Annotated in this window: 19 protein-coding genes and 1 riboswitch; of the genes, 16 read left to right on the top strand and 3 right to left on the bottom strand. The window is 30.5% G+C overall.

Translation table 11 applies throughout. The annotated features are described in order from the left end of the window. Both RWN11_RS04430 and tehB (RWN11_RS04425) read right to left on the bottom strand, forming a co-directional pair. On the bottom strand, nt 1-259 hold a 259-nt coding region (locus RWN11_RS04430; protein WP_314160582.1), incomplete at its 3' end, for an ECF transporter S component. Nucleotides 260-339: 80 nt separating this feature from the next. Continuing rightward, a riboswitch (TPP riboswitch) is annotated at nt 340-428 on the bottom strand. 61 nt (nt 429-489) lie between these two features. Further along, the gene (gene tehB, locus RWN11_RS04425) at nt 490-1353 is read right to left on the bottom strand and encodes an SAM-dependent methyltransferase TehB (RefSeq protein ID WP_314160581.1); all 864 of its coding nucleotides are present in this window, start codon (nt 1351-1353) and stop codon (nt 490-492) included. A 302-nt stretch (nt 1354-1655) separates the two neighbouring features. Here tehB (RWN11_RS04425) and RWN11_RS04420 point away from each other — a divergent pair, with 302 nt between their 5' ends. The 3 genes from RWN11_RS04420 to RWN11_RS04410 all read left to right on the top strand — a co-directional run bounded on the left by RWN11_RS04420 (nt 1656) and on the right by RWN11_RS04410 (nt 3601). Then, entirely contained in the window at nt 1656-2114 is a 459-nt protein-coding gene (locus RWN11_RS04420; RefSeq protein ID WP_314160580.1) for a low molecular weight protein-tyrosine-phosphatase, read from the top strand. Nucleotides 2115-2200: 86 nt separating this feature from the next. Continuing rightward, entirely contained in the window at nt 2201-3073 is an 873-nt protein-coding gene (locus RWN11_RS04415; protein ID WP_314160579.1) for an alpha/beta fold hydrolase, read from the top strand. 24 nt (nt 3074-3097) lie between these two features. Beyond that, a complete protein-coding gene (locus RWN11_RS04410) occupies nt 3098-3601 on the top strand; it encodes a GNAT family N-acetyltransferase (protein WP_314160578.1) in 504 nt (167 codons plus the stop codon). Between the two features lie 192 nt (nt 3602-3793). On the opposite strand, the gene tehB (RWN11_RS04405) is transcribed toward RWN11_RS04410, so the two are convergent. Continuing rightward, a complete protein-coding gene (gene tehB, locus RWN11_RS04405) occupies nt 3794-4633 on the bottom strand; it encodes an SAM-dependent methyltransferase TehB (RefSeq protein WP_314160577.1) in 840 nt (279 codons plus the stop codon). A gap of 194 nt (nt 4634-4827) precedes the next feature. On the opposite strand from tehB (RWN11_RS04405), the gene RWN11_RS04400 reads away from it, so the two are divergent. The 13 genes from RWN11_RS04400 to RWN11_RS04340 all read left to right on the top strand — a co-directional run bounded on the left by RWN11_RS04400 (nt 4828) and on the right by RWN11_RS04340 (nt 19164). Continuing rightward, on the top strand, nt 4828-5550 hold the full coding sequence (locus RWN11_RS04400; RefSeq protein ID WP_314160576.1) for a metallophosphoesterase: 723 nt from the start codon (nt 4828-4830) through the stop codon (nt 5548-5550). A gap of 437 nt (nt 5551-5987) precedes the next feature. Beyond that, nucleotides 5988-7304, top strand: coding sequence for a CAP domain-containing protein (locus RWN11_RS04395; RefSeq protein ID WP_314160575.1), 1317 nt, complete (start codon nt 5988-5990; stop codon nt 7302-7304). A 448-nt stretch (nt 7305-7752) separates the two neighbouring features. After that, entirely contained in the window at nt 7753-8727 is a 975-nt protein-coding gene (selD, locus tag RWN11_RS04390; protein ID WP_399536002.1) for a selenide, water dikinase SelD, read from the top strand. Nucleotides 8728-8753: 26 nt separating this feature from the next. Next, complete coding sequence (gene yedF, locus RWN11_RS04385; RefSeq protein WP_314160573.1) at nt 8754-9554, top strand: sulfurtransferase-like selenium metabolism protein YedF; 801 nt, start codon at nt 8754-8756, stop codon at nt 9552-9554. An 11-nt stretch (nt 9555-9565) separates the two neighbouring features. Beyond that, nucleotides 9566-9838, top strand: a complete 273-nt coding sequence (locus RWN11_RS04380; RefSeq protein ID WP_314160572.1) for a DUF3343 domain-containing protein — start codon at nt 9566-9568, stop codon at nt 9836-9838. Between the two features lie 96 nt (nt 9839-9934). Further along, the gene (selB, locus tag RWN11_RS04375) at nt 9935-11818 is read left to right on the top strand and encodes a selenocysteine-specific translation elongation factor (protein WP_314160571.1); all 1884 of its coding nucleotides are present in this window, start codon (nt 9935-9937) and stop codon (nt 11816-11818) included. Between the two features lie 47 nt (nt 11819-11865). Then, complete coding sequence (locus RWN11_RS04370; protein ID WP_314160570.1) at nt 11866-13017, top strand: aminotransferase class V-fold PLP-dependent enzyme; 1152 nt, start codon at nt 11866-11868, stop codon at nt 13015-13017. A 10-nt stretch (nt 13018-13027) separates the two neighbouring features. Continuing rightward, on the top strand, nt 13028-14410 hold the full coding sequence (gene selA / locus RWN11_RS04365) for an L-seryl-tRNA(Sec) selenium transferase (protein ID WP_314160569.1): 1383 nt from the start codon (nt 13028-13030) through the stop codon (nt 14408-14410). A 67-nt stretch (nt 14411-14477) separates the two neighbouring features. Next, the gene (locus tag RWN11_RS04360; RefSeq protein ID WP_314160568.1) at nt 14478-14915 is read left to right on the top strand and encodes a GNAT family N-acetyltransferase; all 438 of its coding nucleotides are present in this window, start codon (nt 14478-14480) and stop codon (nt 14913-14915) included. A gap of 321 nt (nt 14916-15236) precedes the next feature. Then, nucleotides 15237-15425 (top strand): hypothetical protein, encoded by a 189-nt coding sequence (locus RWN11_RS04355; protein ID WP_314160567.1) that lies wholly within the window; start codon nt 15237-15239, stop codon nt 15423-15425. 78 nt (nt 15426-15503) lie between these two features. Beyond that, a complete protein-coding gene (locus RWN11_RS04350; protein ID WP_314160566.1) occupies nt 15504-17003 on the top strand; it encodes a Sau3AI family type II restriction endonuclease in 1500 nt (499 codons plus the stop codon). A gap of 1 nt (nt 17004) precedes the next feature. Next, nucleotides 17005-18252 carry a DNA (cytosine-5-)-methyltransferase gene (gene dcm, locus RWN11_RS04345; protein WP_314160565.1) on the top strand — a complete coding sequence of 416 codons (1248 nt, stop codon included), beginning with the start codon at nt 17005-17007 and terminating at the stop codon, nt 18250-18252. A gap of 9 nt (nt 18253-18261) precedes the next feature. Continuing rightward, nucleotides 18262-19164: a class I SAM-dependent methyltransferase gene (locus RWN11_RS04340; protein ID WP_314160564.1), complete on the top strand. Its 903-nt coding sequence runs from the start codon at nt 18262-18264 to the stop codon at nt 19162-19164. Nucleotides 19165-19293: the final 129 nt, after the last annotated feature.

Raw genomic sequence — 19293 nt, 5'->3', positions numbered from 1 at the left:
AACCATATAGCATTTCAGCTAATGCTCCTAGAACTTCTCCAAGTGTAGCACTACCTGGTTTTTGAATAAGTACTGCAGCAACTGGACCAGCCATTACCCATAATCCAAATAAAATTGAGTTAGCAAAAGGTGCGTACCCTACTGCTCCAAGAGCAGCTTTTAACGGAACGTAAACCAAGCTTGTTGCAAGGAATATCCCTCCGAATAAGAAACCTATTAAGGCTATAATAATTACGTCCTTTGTAGACCATTTTTTCATAAGAAAAACCTCCTGTTATTTGTATTCATTAAAACAACAAGAGGTATTTTTAAATTATATATATACTTTAAAATAGACTTGATTAAAAATAAACATTTTCCTACGGTTGTACTAACAACATCAGGTTCTATGGGTATATTCTCAGCAAAAAGCACCCCAAATGTTTTAATGATTTGTAAAAATTATAACATGAGTTGATAATGGTGTCAAAAAAGTAGCTTATAAATAAATTATTTAATTTTTTTAGCTAGCATAGTAGCAAAACGTAGTTTAAACCTATTACCATTAGCATCAGTCTTATGAAGTTGTCCAAAATCCTCATTATATTTAATAAATTCCCAGTCTTTGTAATATTCTTTAAGTTCATTTTCTTTAAAAGTGAAAGGGAAGGGAAGTGGACAAGGTGCATCATCAGTAGACATTGCTGCAACTATTAGATTATAACCACCTATATTAGTTTGGTCTTGCATATTTTTAATAACATTAGGTATAGATTCTTCTTCGATAAACATTAAAACTACTGTTGAAAAGATGAAATCATAAGTATTTCTAAGAGCTGCTGTATTTATATCATAGCTTCCTATTTTAATATCTAAATTTTCAATTTTTGATGTTTCCATTAAAAATTCTAAAGCGGGAATATTATTATCTACTGCAGTGACTTCAAAACCAAGTTTAGAAAGGAATAAAGCATTACGCCCCTGACCAGATCCTAAGTCCAATGTTTTACAAGGTTTAATAGTCTCCAAGGCTTCTACTACTTCAGAGTGAGCAGGATTAATATCGTATTTGTTTTTGAAATAATTTTTAGGTTCGCAGTAAAACTCTAAGAAACATTCTAAATCATCAGATAACGGTGCAACACGGTGCCACGCTTGAGGTTCCACGAATGGAATATTACTCTCAGGTGTAAATATATGCTCCTTCACAACTTCATTATCTTCAGTTAATTCTGTAAATTGGAGTTTTCCATTAAGAATAGTTAATTTTGCCCAAACATCTTTTCTAGTATTGTGTTTTTGCCTAAATGGTTTAGGAAGTGTTACGGCTGTCCAAAGTGGTAATCGTTTATAGCATACTAAGTTTTTTGTCATATTAATCTCCTTACTAACGGTTAAGTTTAACTTCATTATATCATGTAAAATATAAAAATAAAACAATGGGAGTGACTCAAAAATCGTGATTTTGTCGAGGCACCCCCGCACAGTTTATTAGATATCTAAAAAGCTTTTCTAAAGCGATTTTAGATATCAATAAACCACTGCGTCTATGAGTTCTCATATACACGTTGTTAAAATTTAGGTCTTTTGGGTCAACCCCTTGTCTTTATTATGTTGAATTAATCTCTTTGTGTTATAATAAGATGGATAATAAATATAAGTGAGGTATTGGAAAAATGGTAAAAGTGTTATTCGTTTGTTTAGGAAATATCTGTCGTTCACCTATGGCAGAAGCAATATTTAGAGATATGGTAGAAAAAGAAGGTTTAAGTGAAAAAATCCTAATTGATTCAGCTGCAACAAGTAGTTGGGAACACGGTAATCCTGTTCACAGTGGAACTAGAAAAGAACTTGCTAAAGTTGGTATCGGGGTAGAAGGAATGTATTCTCGTATTCTAAACGATAATGATTTAGATGCAGATTATATCGTAGGAATGGATGACAGCAATATAGAAAATATTAAAAAATTTATTGCAGGTAGAAAAACAGGAGAGGTTAAGAAATTATTAGAGTATGCAGGAGAAGATAGAATTATCGATGATCCGTGGTATACAGGAGATTTCAAAACAACATTTAATGATGTAACTAAAGGATGTACGGCTTTATTAGATAAAATCAAGAAAGACAATCTTTAATAGGGTAAAATAGGATATGTACTAATATTAAATTAGATACAAGAAAGAAGGATAAATGAATTTTTAAAAAAATAATAATAGGAATAGTGGCATTAGTTGCTATAGTAGCAGTAGCTTTTGGAGTAAAATCACAATTTTCTCCAAAAAATAATCAACAAGATAGAGGAAATAGTCTTGTGGAAAACTCATCAGTAAATACTTCAAATATCGATACGAGTAATATAGTTAAAGAAGAACTTTATTCCGAAGGTCAAGGGAAGAAAATATACGGATACATAATGGCACAAAAAAATTATAAGGAACAAAAACTACCGACAATAATTGCTTCACATGGTTTTGGAGGTAATACTGAACGACAAGATTATTACGCTCAGAGTTTAGCGAAAGAAGGATATGTAGTTTACTCATTTGATTTTATGAGTGGGAATAAAAATAGTCGAAGTGGAAATGACACTTTAAAAATATCTATATTTACAGAAGTTGATGATCTTGACGTAGTAGTAAATACACTAAAAAATCAAAACTTTGTAGATAAAAATAATATTTTTTTATTAGGTCAGAGCCAAGGTGGAGTCGTATCTACTATTGAGGGTGCCAAACTTAAGGAAGAGATAAAAGGATTAATATTAGTATTCCCAACGTTTGTATTATTTGATGATGCACGAGAATTGTTCAAATCAGTATCAGATATTCCAGAAGTTTATAATCACAGAGGAACTGAAGTAGGAAAAGCTTATTTTGAGAAATCATTAGTCTACGATGTTTATAATGATATGAAGAATTATGATGGGAAAGTTCTTATTGTACAAGGAACAAGCGATAATGTTGCACCGATAAGTTATTCGTGTCGAGCTATAGAAAATTTTAAAGATGCTAAATTGAAAGAAATTCCAGGAGCTGGACATGGATTTAGAGGAGCGCAACAAGAAGAAGCTACTAAGGCAATTATTATTTTGTAAGAGAAAGTATTTAAGGAGAAAATCATGATAAACATTAGAACGGTTGAATTAGAAGATGCGGAGAAATTAGTGAATATTTATAGACCTTATGTAGAACATACGGCAATAACCTTTGATTATACTGTGCCGAGTGTACATGAGTTTGAAGAGAAAATTTCGAAAGTTATACAAAGATATCCGTTTTTAGTAGCAACAGAAGGAAATGACATACTAGGATACGCCTATGCTAGTGAGTTTTATCCAAAAGATGCATACAAATGGACAGCTGAAATTACAATCTACCTAGATGAAAAAGCTCGTGGTAAAGGTGTTGGAGAGAAGCTGTATTCTGAACTTGAAAAACAACTTTATGACAGAGGAATATGTAGATTGACATCATGTATTGCCTATCCAGATGAAGGGAGTATTTCTTTCCATGAAAAAAGAGGATTTAGAAAAGTAGCTCACTTTGAGAAAGTAGGTTATAAATTTAATCGTTGGTATGATATAGTTTGGTATCAAAAAGATATTAGAGAAAATATTGAATAGAAGAAAGTGGGGGTGCCTCAAAAATCGTGATTTCAAAGAAACAAGATTTTGTCGAGTCACCCCCACGCAGTTTATTAGATATCTAAAAAGCTTTTATAAAGCGAATTTAGATATCAATAAACCACTGCGTCTATGAGGTTTCATATAAATCTTGTTAAAATTTAGGACTTCTAGATTAGCTCCGTTTAGTTTTTATTCTGACACTTTTTGAGCAAGTATCATAGCATATGGATAAGGGGTAGCCTCAATATTTTCTTTATATTTAAGAATTTTCCAGTCATCATAATATTCTTTCAGTTCATTTTCCATAAAAGTAAATGGAAAGGGAGTAAGAGGACAACCATGTTTTGTTGCATTTAATGCGCTGATTATTAAGTTGTATCCTTTATCATGTGTTTGTTTTTTTATGTTGCCGATAACACTTTGTATTCTTGTTGGGTTTAGATACATAAAAACATCCGTAGAGAATATGAAATCATAGGTGTTTTTTATGTTCGCTTCAGTTATATCATATTTAAACACATTAAGATTTAATTTTTCTTTAATAGAAATATCAGCTAATTCATGTAAAAAATCGGCATTGTAATCTATTGCCGTAACATTAAAGTTTAATGATGAAAGATATAGCGAATTCCTACCTTTTCCAGCGCCGAGATCTAATGTTTTACATGGTTCAATATACTTTACGGCATTAACAATCTCTAAATGAGCAGGATTTAAATTATATTTATTAAAGAAATAATCCTCACGTGAACAATAATACTCTAACTGAAATTGTAAATCTGTAGAAGTAGGTGTAATTTTAAAAACACTAAGGGGCTTGATAAGCTCAAGATTACTTTTAGGATTGAGTGGATATTGACTGATAATGTCATTTTCTAAATTAAGAAAAGCAAATTTCATTTTACCTTTTATGATTGTTAATTTTGTCCAAACACCATCTTCTGTGAAAAATCCCTCTTTATAAATTTTTGGTAAAGAGAGAGCAGTAAGATTAGATGTACTTTTAAAACAAAGCAAGTTATTTTCCATATGCTGCTCCTTTCTGGATAATTTACTAACATTATATCACGTGAAAAGTTAAATTTAAAATGATATCCTAGAGTAATTTTAATAAAAATATATAAAAATTGAAAAGGGTATCAGTAATATTGTGATATTACTATTTACAAGATAGTTTTTTTCATTTATTATAAAAAGAAGAAACAAAAAAAGTAGGTGTTTTTATGAGAACAATTGTAATTTCTGATATTCATGGAAGTTTTTATACAATGAAAAAATTACTGGATGAAGTGAATTTTAACAGGTGTTCTGACAAACTAATTTGTTTAGGGGACATGTGTGATAGAGGAAAAAATACTAAGTTAGTTTGGGAATTTTTTTATAATTTGCAAAAAGAAAATTCTAATCATGTTGTGCTATTAGGAAATCATGAAGATATGTTTAATTTAGCAATAAAAGAAGCGATATATGGAGGGGGGGTGTCAGCAAGACAGTGTCATTATTTTAGAAATAGTGGTTTAACGACATTACAATCATTTTACCCAGAAGCAACCGAAGAAACTAGAGGAATATACTTTAGAAAATTTGCACAAGAGTATAAATCTTTAAGAAAATGGATAAAAAGTTTGCCTACAAGATATGAGAGCCCAGAATATTATTTTATTCATGCCGGTGTAGATTTCACGAAGAATTTTTGGAATCAAACACATAGAGATATGATTTGGATAAGAGAACCATTTTTAAGCAGTAATGACAAATACAATAAAATAGTATTTCATGGCCATAGTCCTGTAAAACAAGAACCATATTATGATAAAAAAGAAAATAGATTTAATATAGATGGTGGCTGTGTCTATGGAGGAAAGTTAAACATAGTAGTAATAGATGAAAATAGTTTAACGATAAAACAAAGTCCAATATTAGAAGAAGACATTTATAAAAAATAAAAGATGAGCAGGTATAGATAGAGACTATATCTGTTCATCTTTTTAGTTTAAGTCAAAAAAAACCGAGCACATTTGTCTCGGTCTCTTATAGAAAAGGAAAGTTTATGAAGTTTATAACTATTTACTAGTTATGTGATAATTATACTGGTTAAACCTTAAATATACTTTAAATTCAGTTTTAGTATATATTTAAGGTTAAAAACTAGAAAAAGTTGATTTAATAAGGATATTAAGAGTTTAAAGTGTTTTTAGCTTGAGGTAAGAATTTTAAGTAAATAATAAAAATAAAGTAATTTAGGATTTTTTAATATTTCTAAATTGTTACAAAATGTATTTTGTATTACAAAATGGAAAATCTATTGATTGTGAATAAGAAGATGAATTATAATATAGGAGAAGCAATTATTAAAGAGTATTAATAAGGAGAAAGATATCAAATGAAAAAACAAGGATTGAAAGTGACTAGTAAAGTGTTAACAGGTCTTGTGTTATTGTCAGGGGTAACAGCTCTTCCAACTAAGGCTGTTGATGTTCAACCTGCAGCTGTAGATGTAAATGTGAAGAATGTAAAAGCGAGTGTTTATGAAAAAGAAGGGCACTTCTATGCTAAGTTAGTAGCAGATAAAGAAGTAGCTAATGTAGTAGTTCGTATTACAACTGAAAATAAAGCTGAATTCTTAATTAAAAGAGATATCATTAAAGCAGGCGAAGAGGTTGTAGTAGAATTAGATTTAAATGCACAAGTTCCTACTAGAAAATTACCTCATACAGCAACTGTTAAGGCAGAGTCATTTACTACAGTAAATAAGGTAAGTGGTCACACATTCAAGATTACTGTTCGTTATGAAATTGCAACAGATGAGGTGAAAGCTCAACAAGAAGTGAACAATTCAAAAAGAACACAAAAAGTAGAAAAAAATGATGAACCAACAAATGTGCCAAGTATAGCTGATTTAACTAAGGAAACAGCTCCAACTCCAGTAGAACCTGTAGAGAAGACAACAAAACCAGCTGAGACGCCAAAAACTAATGAACCATCAACAGTGAAACCAAATACACCTGAAGGTACAAAACCATCGGCTAACCCGACGAATTTGGTGGCTAATACACCTGTGGTAACGGTACCAGTAACTCCGGTAAACACGGTGATGACAAATACACCAGCGCCAAAGGATGTAGTAAAAGTTGATCCGAAAAAAGTTGATACACCAGCCCCACCTGTGGCAGCTACTAGAGAAGAACAAATAAAGCAAGCATTTTTGGATAAAGTTGTAAAATTAAGACAAATAAATGGATTACCAGCTTTAACACCTAATGCAGCGTTAAATGTTTCTTCACTAAAAAGAAGTAAAGATGTTTCAACAAGCGTTATAGATGGTAATATCCACGGACCAAATGGATCAATTCAATATGAAAAAGATGCGGCAAGAGCAGCGGGATATAATGGTTCAATTCTAGCGAATGTTGCTATATCACGAGATTATGGAACGCCTGACCAAATTGCTCAACATTTATTTGATATTTTATTTAAAGAAATTGGAAATGTAGTAGCTAAATATCCATACGGACATAGAAATACATTATTAGATGCAACTGCTAAAGATGTAGGAGTAGGAGTAACTATAAAAAATGGTCAAGTGTATCTTGTACAACACCAAAGCTCAAATGGAGCGTTCAACGGAACTTCGCCAAAAGAAGGGAAATATTTAGACGGTACCACTACAGTTTATTTAAATGGAAATCCAGTAAAATAATAGAATAAAACAGCTAATTAAGTAATCTTGGTTAGCTGTTTTTATCATTAATTTTACCATTTTCCTATATTGTAGGGTTGTGTAGAGTGTTATTTTTAAATATATAAATGTCTAAATTTATGATGGAAAGAAGATTAGAAGTTTATGGAGAATTTATATAGTTTTAGATTAATGAGAAAAATTTAATGCCAAATCGTGGTGGTGTAACTGCTAACCACTATGATCATGTACACGTGAGTTTTATAAGATAAAATATAAAAATTATAGGCAACTAACAGATGAAATTGATTCTAAGTTAGTTGTCTATTTTTACATTAAAAAACTAAATAATGCTTTCAAAAAATGATGTTAAGTAGTATAATTATAGGTAAGTAGTATTATAACACAGGAGGTAAATATGTCAGAGAAAAAAATGAATATGATAGTTTGTGGAGGGTGAAACTCGAAAATAGGGCCGGGGGCCTTATCAGATATATTAAGAGACCTTCCTAAAAAAGAAGATAAAAATTTAATAGTAGGATATGAATCTTCAGATGATGCAGCCGTTTATAAAATATCTGAAGATAAGGCGATTATTCAAACTTTAGATTTCTTTACAACAATGATTAATGATCCATATTTATATGGTCAAATTGCAGCTACTAATGCGCTAAGTGATGTGTATGCAATGGGTGGGGAAGTTATTTCAGCATTAAACATCGTTGCCTTCCCAGAAAATATGGACTTAGAAATATTACATCAAATATTAAAAGGTGGAGCTGAAAAAGTTCATGAAGCAGGGGGAGTTCTTGCTGGAGGACACTCTATTCATGATGCTACACCAAAATATGGTCTATCAGTAACAGGAGTTGTTCATCCTGATAAAATATTACAAAATAACAATTGTAAAGTAGGGGACTTACTAATAGTAACAAAACCTTTAGGTGTAAGTATTATTAATACAGCTCATATGGTTAAAGAGTGTTCTGAAGAAGCGTTTGCTCAAAGTGTTAAACAAATGACAACACTTAATAAATATTCTGCTCAAATGATGAAAGATTTCAACGTAAATAGTTGTACAGATATCACAGGATTTGGTTTCCTAGGACATCTTGTAGAGATGTTAGATGGTAAACATTCTGCAGAAGTATATACAAAAGATATTCCGTATATTGAAGAAGCATATAAATGTGCCAATGAATTTGTTATTACTGCAGGAGGACAATTAAACAGAACGTTTGTCGAGCCGAATGTAGAATATCAAGTAAAAGACTTTGCATTAGAAGAGATTATGTATGATCCACAAACTTCAGGTGGGTTATTAATAAGTTTACCAGAGAATGAAGCACATGAATTATTAGAAAAACTTAATACTCTTGAAATTAAGAGTGCTATCGTAGGAAAAGTTATAGAAAAACAAGAAAAAGCAGTTATCGTTAAATAGAACTGTTATAAAAGGAGAATATAAGTATGAAAAAAGAAATTTTAGACGCACAAGGTTTAGCTTGTCCAATGCCAGTTATTCAAACAAAAAAATTATTAGTGGATAATGACGTAGTCGAAACAATTGTAGATAACGTTATTGCTACACAAAATTTAGAAAAAATGGCAACTCAATTAGGATATAACTTTGCGGTAAAAGAGGAAGTAAAAGATAAATATATCGTTACAATCTCTAAAGGAGAGGTTACTGAGGGTGTAGTTGTTGATACATTATGTGATACATGTGTTGTGCCTGTGACTCAAGCTATACGTGTATTAGAAGAAGAAACAAAAGTCACGTTATTAGTAAAAACTGAAGACAGCGTTGAAAGTCTTAGAAAATTTGCCGATAAAAATAGTTATGAATTTAAAGTTTCTGATATTGAAGGTGGCTTTAAAGTAGAAATTACTAAAGAAGAAGCACCGCAATTAGAAGCTGCTCCAGTTGTTAAGGATGATAGCTACATTGTTGTAATTAACAAAGATCAAATGGGACATGGTAGTGAAGAGCTAGGTAAAAGATTAATAAAAGCTTATTTATACGCTTTAGGGGAACAAGAAGTATTACCTAAAAAAATTATTTTCTACAATAATGGAGGAGTTTTAGTAGATAAAACTCGTAGTCATGTAATTGAAGAATTAAAAACACTAGAAGACGCTGGTGTAGAAATAGTTTGTTGTGGGGCATGTATCGACTATCATAAGATTGACTTAGCAGTTGGTAATCCAACAAACATGTACTTCATCGTAGAAGATATGAGAAAAGCGAACAAAGTAATTCAACCATAGGAGGAAATAGCGTGGAAGAAGGTTTAATTGTTTTTAATAGTACGCATGATTCGATAAAGGCTGATAACATTTGTTTAGAAAGAAAACTTGCAGCATCATTAATTCCTACGCATCCATCAATAAGTGTAGGATGTGGTTTTATGTTAAAAACAGCATGGGATAATTTTGATAACATTGTAAGAATGTTACAAGAAGAAAATATTGAATATCGTGGATTATACTATTCTAAAAAAGCTGGAATCAAGAGAGTAATAAAAAAATTAGAAGATTATAAAATTAAATAAAATTTTGAATAGAGATTAACATAGAGAAAGTTTAAAATGTTTGATTTAATTTTCTTAAATAATCTCTATTCTTAATATAGTGTAAAGGTGAAATATATGAATAACAATGTAATTATAGGTACGGCGGGGCATATCGACCACGGTAAGACTACGTTGATAAAGGCACTGAGCGGAATTGAGACAGATACTACTCAAGAAGAAAAAGACAGGGGGATGTCTATTAACCTTGGGTTCGCATATTTTGATCTACCAAGTGGAAAAAGATGTGGAGTTGTCGATGTTCCTGGTCATGAGAGATTTATTAAAAATATGCTTGCTGGAGTTAGTGGTATAAACTTAGTTTTACTATTAGTAGATTCTAGAGAAGGAATCATGCCACAAACTAAAGAACATATTGATATTTTAACGTTATTAGGGATAGAAAATTATATTATCGTAATGACGAAAATAGATTTAGTTGAAGAAGAATATAGAGAATTAGTAAAAGAAGATATCCAAGAATTTATCTCAGGTACAGTTCTTGAAAATTCTCCAATAATTGAAGTTGATTCAATTAGTAAAAAAGGACTTGATACATTATTAGCTACAATCGATAAGAAAACAGAAGATATCGCAGCAAAAAATGTTGAGAAAAATGCTAGAATTAACATCGACCGTTCATTCCAAGTAAAAGGATTTGGAACAGTTGTAACGGGGACTCTTACAGAAGGTGTTATAAATGTAGGAGATGAATTAGTAATTTATCCAAAAGAAGTAAAAGCAAAAGTTAGGAATATTCAAGTTCACTCAAAAGATGTAGAAACTGCCTATGCAGGTCAAAGAACAGCTATAAACTTAGCGAATATTAAGTTTGATGATGTGAAACGTGGTGATACATTAGCCACTGCAGGTTCATTAACAAAAACATACATGCTTGATACTGAAATCAAACTAATAAATGATGAGAGAGCAAATCTTGAATTATGGGATAGAGTACGTGTTTATATCGGTACTGAGGAAGTGATGGCGCGTGTTGTACCGCTTGGAACAGACTTATTAAAAGCTGGAGAAAGTAGTTTTGCGCAACTTCGACTTGAAGAAGAAATTGCGGTTAAAAACTATGATAAATTTATTATCCGTACATACTCGCCTATGATTACAATAGGTGGAGGGGTAATATTAGATGCTAATCCTAAAAAACATAGTAGATTTAACGAAGAAATCTTAGAAAAACTTAAAGTTCAGCTTGAAGGTAATACAACTGATTTAATTGCTAACTATTTATTATCGCATACTGATTACTTAAATTCTAAAGAGAATATTTTAAAAGAACTTCAACTTCCTAAAGAAGAGGTTGAGGAGTCATTAACACAATTGGTAGAAAATACTACAATCTATGAAACAAAGTTAGGTTATATTCATAAGAAAAAATATGATGAAGTGTTAGAAAAACTGAAGAAATTATTAAGTGACTATCACAATAGATATAAATTAAAAGTAGGTATTCCTAAGATTGAAGTACTTTCTAAGTTTAAAATCTCTCAAAAAGAAATGCTAGAGTTATTAGACTTATTCATACTAAATAACGAAATTCGCCTAGAAGGTAATTTAGTTGCAGAAAAAGATTTCGTAGTTAATTATGATAAGAAACAACTGGCAGAAAAAGAAAGAATTGAAAAAGCATTACTAGATGGTGGCTTCACACCTCCAAGTGTTAAAGAACTAACAAATGGTGAAAAACCAAAAGTTGAGTTGTTAGAATCTCTTATAGATAATACGATAGTAAGATTAGATGCTGATTTAGTTTTACATGAAAAAGTATTTAAAGATGCTGTTAAAAAAGTAGAAAATCATTTTAAAACTAATGATCAAATTGGACTTGCAGAATTTAGAGACATGACAGGTTCTAGTAGAAAGTACTCTATGGCCATTTTAGAGTATATGGATAAAATTGGCATAACAAGACGCTTAGAAAATTATAGAGTTTTAGTTAAGAAATAAATATTGAAGGGAGCTAGGTTGTTTATAACTTAGACAGGGTAAGTAATATGAGTTATTATTTTGATTATGGTGCGACATCGCTGAAAAAACCAAAAGAAGTAGCTGATAAAGTCTATGAGGTATTGTCATCGGCAAAGTATGCTAATGCTTCGAGAGGTAGTTATTATGAAGCAAATAATGCATTCCGTGAAGTTTTTGAAGCGAGAAGTGATGTTGCAAAATTTTTCGGTATGAAGAAAGAAGATAGGGTTGTCTTTACTAGTAATTCTACAGAAAGCTTAAATATTGCGATTTTAGGATTATTGGAAAAAGAAGATCACGTTATTACGACTTCTATGGAGCATAATTCGGTTTTAAGACCGATATATTTAGCACATGAAACAATAGGTTGTGAATATACTATTGTTAAAGCTGGTAAAACAGGATTAATCGATTATGATGAACTAGAAAAAGCTATTAAACCTAATACTAAAATGATTGCTATTACACATAGTTCTAACGTAACAGGAAGTATAGTAGATTTAGAAAAAGTTGCGGATATTTGTAAAAGACATAATATTATTTCAGTTGTAGATGCTTCGCAAACAGCAGGAGTAGTACCTATTAATATGGATGAATTGGGAATAGATGTATTATGCTTTACTGGACACAAAAGTTTATATGGGCCACAAGGAATCGGTGGTCTATGTGTGAGACTTAAAGAACCAGAGATTAAGAGATTTAAAGTCGGTGGAAGTGGTGTTAGAACATTCGATGAAAAGCACCCTGGGGAATATCCACTACGCTTAGAAGCGGGTACTTTGAATACTTCCGGAATCCTAGGTTTACATGAGGGAATAAAATATATAAATAAGCATGGCATTGAAAATCTTTATAAAAAACAAATCGACTTTGCGAATAGATTCTATAATGAATTAAAAGACTTGGAATGTTTAGAGTTTTATGGGGATTTTACAAAAGATCGTACTGCGGTAGTAGCATTAAACTTCAAAGGAATATCAGCCTCAGACGTTGCAGATGTTCTTGCTGAAGAATATGATATTGCAGTTAGGCCTGGAGCACATTGTGCACCGCTAATGCATGAGGTACTAGGAACAAAAGAACAAGGGATAGTAAGGTTCTCATTCTCAAGCATGAATACAGATGAGGAAGTAGACTACGCTATTAACGCTATAAAAACATTAGCAAAAGAAATTTAGGAGAAATATTATGTCAAAACAATTATTATCACAAATTCCTGCAATAAATAAGATTTTATTATTAGATGAAATTAAAACGTTAATTCAAGAACATACAGAAGTAGGAGTAAAATCAGCTATTAAAAGCTATATTGATGGAATTAAACAAGAAATATTAAACGAAGAACTACATGAAGTTCCAAGTTTAGAAAAAATTGTAGAAGAAGTTAAACAAATAGTGAAGAGTGAAGATAAAAATTCTTTACGACGAGTTATTAATGCAACTGGAACAATTTTACATACAAATTTAGGACGTAGTTTACTAAGTCAGAAGATTAAAGAAAACATTGAAAGTGTAGCTTTTAACTATTCTAATCTTGAGTTTGATATTGATAATAAAAAACGCGGTAGTCGTTATGTTCATCTTATTGATATTATCAAAAAATTAACAGGTGCAGAAGATGTACTTGTAGTTAACAACAACGCAGCGGCGGTATTATTAACATTAAATACTCTAGTTAAAGATAAAGAAATAGTAGTTTCTCGTGGAGAACTAGTAGAAATCGGTGGAGCATTTAGAATTCCTGAGATTATTAAATTAAGTGGTGGTACTCCTGTCGAAGTAGGGACTACTAATAAAACACACTTAAAAGACTACGAGAACGCAATTACTGACAACACAGGGGCGTTACTAAAAGTTCATACTAGTAACTATAAGATTGTAGGATTCACTAAAGAAGTATCTAATGAAGAAATTTCTTATCTTGCTCGTGAAAATGAACTGGTATCTATAAATGACTTAGGAAGTGGTCAGTTTGTTGATTTCTCTAGATTTGGCTTACCTTATGAACCAACTGTAAAAGAGGTTCTAGATAGTGGTATTGATATCGTAACATTTAGTGGTGATAAACTTCTTGGAGGTCCACAGGCAGGTATTATCGTTGGTAAAAAAGAATATATTGAACAAATGAAGAAGAACCAACTTACTCGAGCATTACGTGTAGATAAGATGACTCTAGCAGCTCTAGAAGCTACATTGAAATTATATCTAGATGAAAAAGAAGCGTTAGAACACATTCCAACACTTCATATGATTTCATTATCAAAAGAACGTTTATTTGCTAAAGCAAACGTATTTAAAACAAGACTTAGTGACCTAGACTTCAAGATTACAATAGCTGAAGACAAAGCAGAAGTAGGTGGAGGAAGCTATCCAGCAAGCTATCTAGATAGTGTTGTAGTAAAATTAGAGCACCCAAGATTAAGTGCGACAGATATTGAACGTCGCTTATTAGAAGTAGAAATTCCAATCATTACACGTATTAAAGATAACGAGCTTATCTTTGATATGAGAACTCTTCGTACTAGAGAATTTGATTTAGTAAAACAAGCTTTAATAGAAATTGCGAAGTAGATAATAGAATTTAAGTTGCAGTAAGTTGCACGTTAAATAATATTTGATAAAATCAGAAGGTGAGTATATGTTTAGAGAAATAAATATAGAAGATGCACAAGAAGTAGCAGAAATTTGTAAAGTAGCATTAGGTTATGATGTAGATGTTGAAAATGTGAAAAGACAAATAGAGCAACTAACTAATGACAAGAAACAACATATTATTATCGGTTATGAAGATGAGAATACAAGGAAGATTATAGGATTTGTTCATGCTCAAATGTATGAAAGTTTCTATAGTGATCTAGGATTAAATATTCTAGGGCTTGCTGTTAACCTTGATTTTCAAGGTAGAGGAATAGGTAAGAAACTTATGAAAAGCCTAGAACAATATGCTGTAGAAAATAGTATTAGTTTTATTAGATTAAATTCTGCCTTAAAGCGTGAAGAAGCACATAAATTCTATGAACATATCGGTTATACCTGTGATAAAGTTCAAAAAAGGTTTATAAAATTGTTTGAATGAATATTAATTTATCAAATTTTGTATTTAATAAGATTATTGGGGCTGACCCAAAAGTCCTAAATTTTAACAAGGTTTGTATGAAAATTCATAGACGCAGTGGTTTATTGATATCTAAATTCGCTTTATAAAAGCTTTTTAGATATCTAATAAACTGTGCGGGGGTGACTCTGAAAAATCGATTTCTACGAAATCGCGATTTTTGAGTCACTCCCTTTTTTGTGGATTTTTAAATATTGTTAATTAGAATAATGAGTAAGTGTATTGACACTAGGACAAATAGATGATAGGATCTAATATAACAAAATTAGAGGAAGAATTATTATGGGATATTTAGAAATAGTAAAAGTTATTGAAAGAATATCAGAATCGAATTATAAAGAATATATTAAGGCTATGATTTACATAGAGAAAAATATAAAAGATGAATTAGTTTTGGATAAATTATATCAAGAATATTATGAGAATGATGATATAAATTTATTAAATGGTTTTTTCGATAAAGAAAAATAGATAAATTAAATGATTATTGGCATATTGCTGTAAAAATTATGGTATAATAATTATTATTTGATTAGGAGCTGTATTATTGTGAATTTACCTTATGATAAAAATAATCCATTGGCTATAGAAAAATATGCTAAAAAATTAGAAGGGAAAAAGTTTTTTGAAGTACTAAAAGACTATTATTCAAATAGTGAGATAAGAGAAAGTGGTATTGGTTATTCAGAAAAGAATGAACTTCGAGATAAAATAGCATATTTTAATAATCCTAGAGGAAAGGGAAGTTTAGGAAATCTGTTAGAAGAATATTATTTTTATTACAAGCCAAATAGTGATTCTAATCCTGATTTTTTAGAAGCCGGTACGGAATTAAAGGTAACACCTATAGAGAAAAAGAAAGATGGTAGTTTAAGAGCAGGAGAAAGATTAGTTATTACTATGATACCTAATGATAGACCTGTTGAACCTGTATTTGAAAAATCTCATGTACTAGAAAAAATGAGATTAATGTTGTTAATTTTGTATTTAAGAGAAAAAGATATTTTAAGAACAGAGTATAGTATAGAGTATGTAAAACTATTTTCTATTTTATCAGAGAGCTGTAGAGATGATTTAATAATAATTAAAGAGGATTATTCTACAATTATTACTAAGATTCAACAAGGTAGAGCACATGAACTATCTGAAGGTGATACAAAATATTTGGGTGCATGTACTAAAGGAGCAACAGCCCAAAAAAGCGAACAAAAGCAATATTATAGCGAAATTCCTGCAAAAAGAAGAGCATATTCATTAAAACAATCATATATGTCATATGTGATTAATCACTATGTTGTCGGACAAATTAATACATATGATTCTATTTTGAAAAATACAGAATTGAAAGAAGAAACTTTTGATAATGTAGTATTAAACAAGATTAATGAATATAAAGGAAAAACAGAAGAAGAACTATATTCTCAATTTGAAATCAATAAAAATTCTAAACAAGCAAACAGTAGTTTGATATCAAGAATGCTTGGTGTTAAAACAGATAATGTTGAAGAATTTGAAAAAGCTAATATAGGAATAAAAACAATAAGGATAGATAAAAAAGGTAATCCTAGAGAGAGTATGTCATTTCCAAAATTTAAAATTTTAGATTTTGTTCAAGAAATCTTTGATAGTTCAGAGTTATATAATTATTTCTATGAAAAAAGATTTCTATTTGTTGTATTTAAAGAAAATATGACAGGAGAATATGAGTTAATAGGTTCTAAATTTTGGAATATGCCGATATCAGATTTAGAAGGTATTGGAAAGCATGAATGGGAAAAGTATCAATCTCAATTTATAAATGGGATAGAATTTGAAATAAAAGATAATAGGATAGGTAACAACTTATTAAAATCAAAAGAAACACAAATATTTCATTTGAGACCACATGCTCAAAGATCAGCATATGTAATAAATGGAATAAAATATGGTAATGGTACAGATAGTGATATGGATGAGTTGCCAAATGGAGATAAGATGACAAAACAATGTTTTTGGCTAAATAAAACATATGTTTTAAAGAATATTCAGGACATAATTGAAGGAGAATAACATGAATTTAGATGTTGTAGAATTATTCGCTGGAGTTGGTGGATTCAGAGTTGGATTAAATCAAATAAGCGAATTTGATAAAAAAAGTGGAAAAGCTATAGAAAAAGGTGGATGGAATTTTGTTTGGGCGAATCAGTTTGAACCTTCGACAAAAGCGCAACATGCTTTTGAATGCTACACAACAAGATTTGGAGAGGACGATTGTTCTAATGAAGATATTAATTTAGTTGATAAGAAAAAAATTCCAAATCATACTTTATTGGTTGGAGGATTTCCTTGCCAAGACTACTCAGTTGCACGTTCATTAAGTGGAGAAAAGGGAATAGCTGGAAAAAAAGGTGTACTCTTTTGGGATATTAGAGATGTATTAGTAGAAAAAAATACTCCATTTGTACTTCTTGAGAATGTTGATAGATTATTAAAATCTCCAGCATCTCAAAGAGGACGTGACTTTGCAATTATGTTAAAGACGTTTGATGAATTAGGGTATTATGTACAATGGAGAGTAATAAATGCTGGTGATTATGGAATGCCACAGAAACGTAGAAGAGTATTTATTTTTGCTTCTAAAAAAAATACAAAGTATTCTAAGAGTATAAAAAACGAACAAAACCTTGAAAACAGTATTTTTGAAAAAGTTTTCCCAACAGAAAGTGAATTAGATATTATATTCAATACAGATATTAATACTTATTCTGATGCATTAGATGTAACAGAAAACTATAAAGATGGGAAGTTTTTAGATACTGGAATGATGATAGATGGAAAGATTATTCATAGAGATGTAACTCCAAGAAAATCTGAAATTTATTCGCTAGAGAAGTTATTAAAAAATGCAGAAAAATATAATGATGAAGACTTAAGCAAATACTTTGCAGAAGAAGATAAATTAGATAAATGGAAATATCTAAAAGGATCTAAAAGAATAGAGCGTGAATCAAAAACTGGGCATAAATATATTTATAGTGAAGGAGCAATGAGTTTTCCAGAAAATATTAAAGAACCTGCTAGAACAATGCTGACAAGTGAGGGAACTATCAATCGTTCGTCTCACATAGTATTTGATAAAACTAATAAAAAATATCGAATTTTGACGGAAGTAGAGTGTGAGATGATACAAATGTTCCCACCTAATTGGACTAACACGATGCCTATGCGTCGAAGATATTTTATGATGGGGAATGCGTTAGTAACTGGAATAATTTCGAAGTTAGAGCCAGTATTAAAAAATATTATTGAAAATGAATAAGGAGGAACCATGTCAGATTTAGAAAAATTATTTTTTAAGATAGATAAACAGGTAGAAGAGAACAAAGGTGAAGGGTTATATTTTGACTCTTTAGTGAATTACTTAACTTTGGAGAATGATGAGGATTATTTTGATATTGTCGACAATTTTTCTAAAGAGGATATTAAAAAAGCTTATCAATTTTTACTATTAAAAGCTCTTAAAGAGTTGAATAATCCTAGTTATGACATTACACCAGAAGTTATAACTATGTATGTATCTCATATTTTAGAGTGTTTATACAATAACGAGAAGATTTCTGTAGCTGATTTTGCTAGTGGAAGTGGAAACTTCTTAATTAATCTATCAGCTTTATCAAAAGGTGAATATGAACTAACTTCTGTTGATGTTGATAATAACTACGCAAGATTACAACAAAATATTTTCAATTTATTAGAAACTAATGTTGAAATTATTAATCAAGATGCTCTTAAACCTTTAAATATTAAGAAACAAGATGTAATTATCAGTGATGTACCTTTTGGCTATTATGCAGATGAGGATAACAGCCTAAACTATAAACTTTGTAGTGCAGAAGGATACAGTTTAAATGCTTTACTATTCATCGAGCAAGCGGCTAATTACTTGAATGATAATGGGGTAGGGGTATTAGTAGTATCTAAGAAAGTCCTTGAGCTTGAAGACAATTTCAAGAAATTCTTAGAAGAAGATATTAATCTAAATGCGGTAATTACTTTACCTGATGAGATGTTCAAAAATGCTTCTCAACAAAAAGCTATTATTCTTATAACTAAAAAAGGTCAAACAAAGTTGCCAAATCAAGTGTTCTTAGCTCAAGTGCCAAGTCACAAGAATAAAGAAGGATATGCTAATTTTATTGAAGAGTTTAAAAACTGGTTATCAGAAAAATAATGTAGTTAGTGTATTAATGAAAAGATTATTTTTTCAGAAATATGTTAATAAATTGCTATTAAAGGTTGACAAGTACGTAAGAATATAATACAATATGTAAGTAGATTGCTTAAAAGCAGTCTTATTGAT

The sequence above is a fragment of the uncultured Gemella sp. genome (assembly GCF_963519265.1).
GTDB lineage: Bacteria > Bacillota > Bacilli > Staphylococcales > Gemellaceae > Gemella.
The sequence above is the reverse complement of the archived record's forward strand: the minus strand, read 5'-3'. Positions and strand labels throughout refer to the sequence as shown.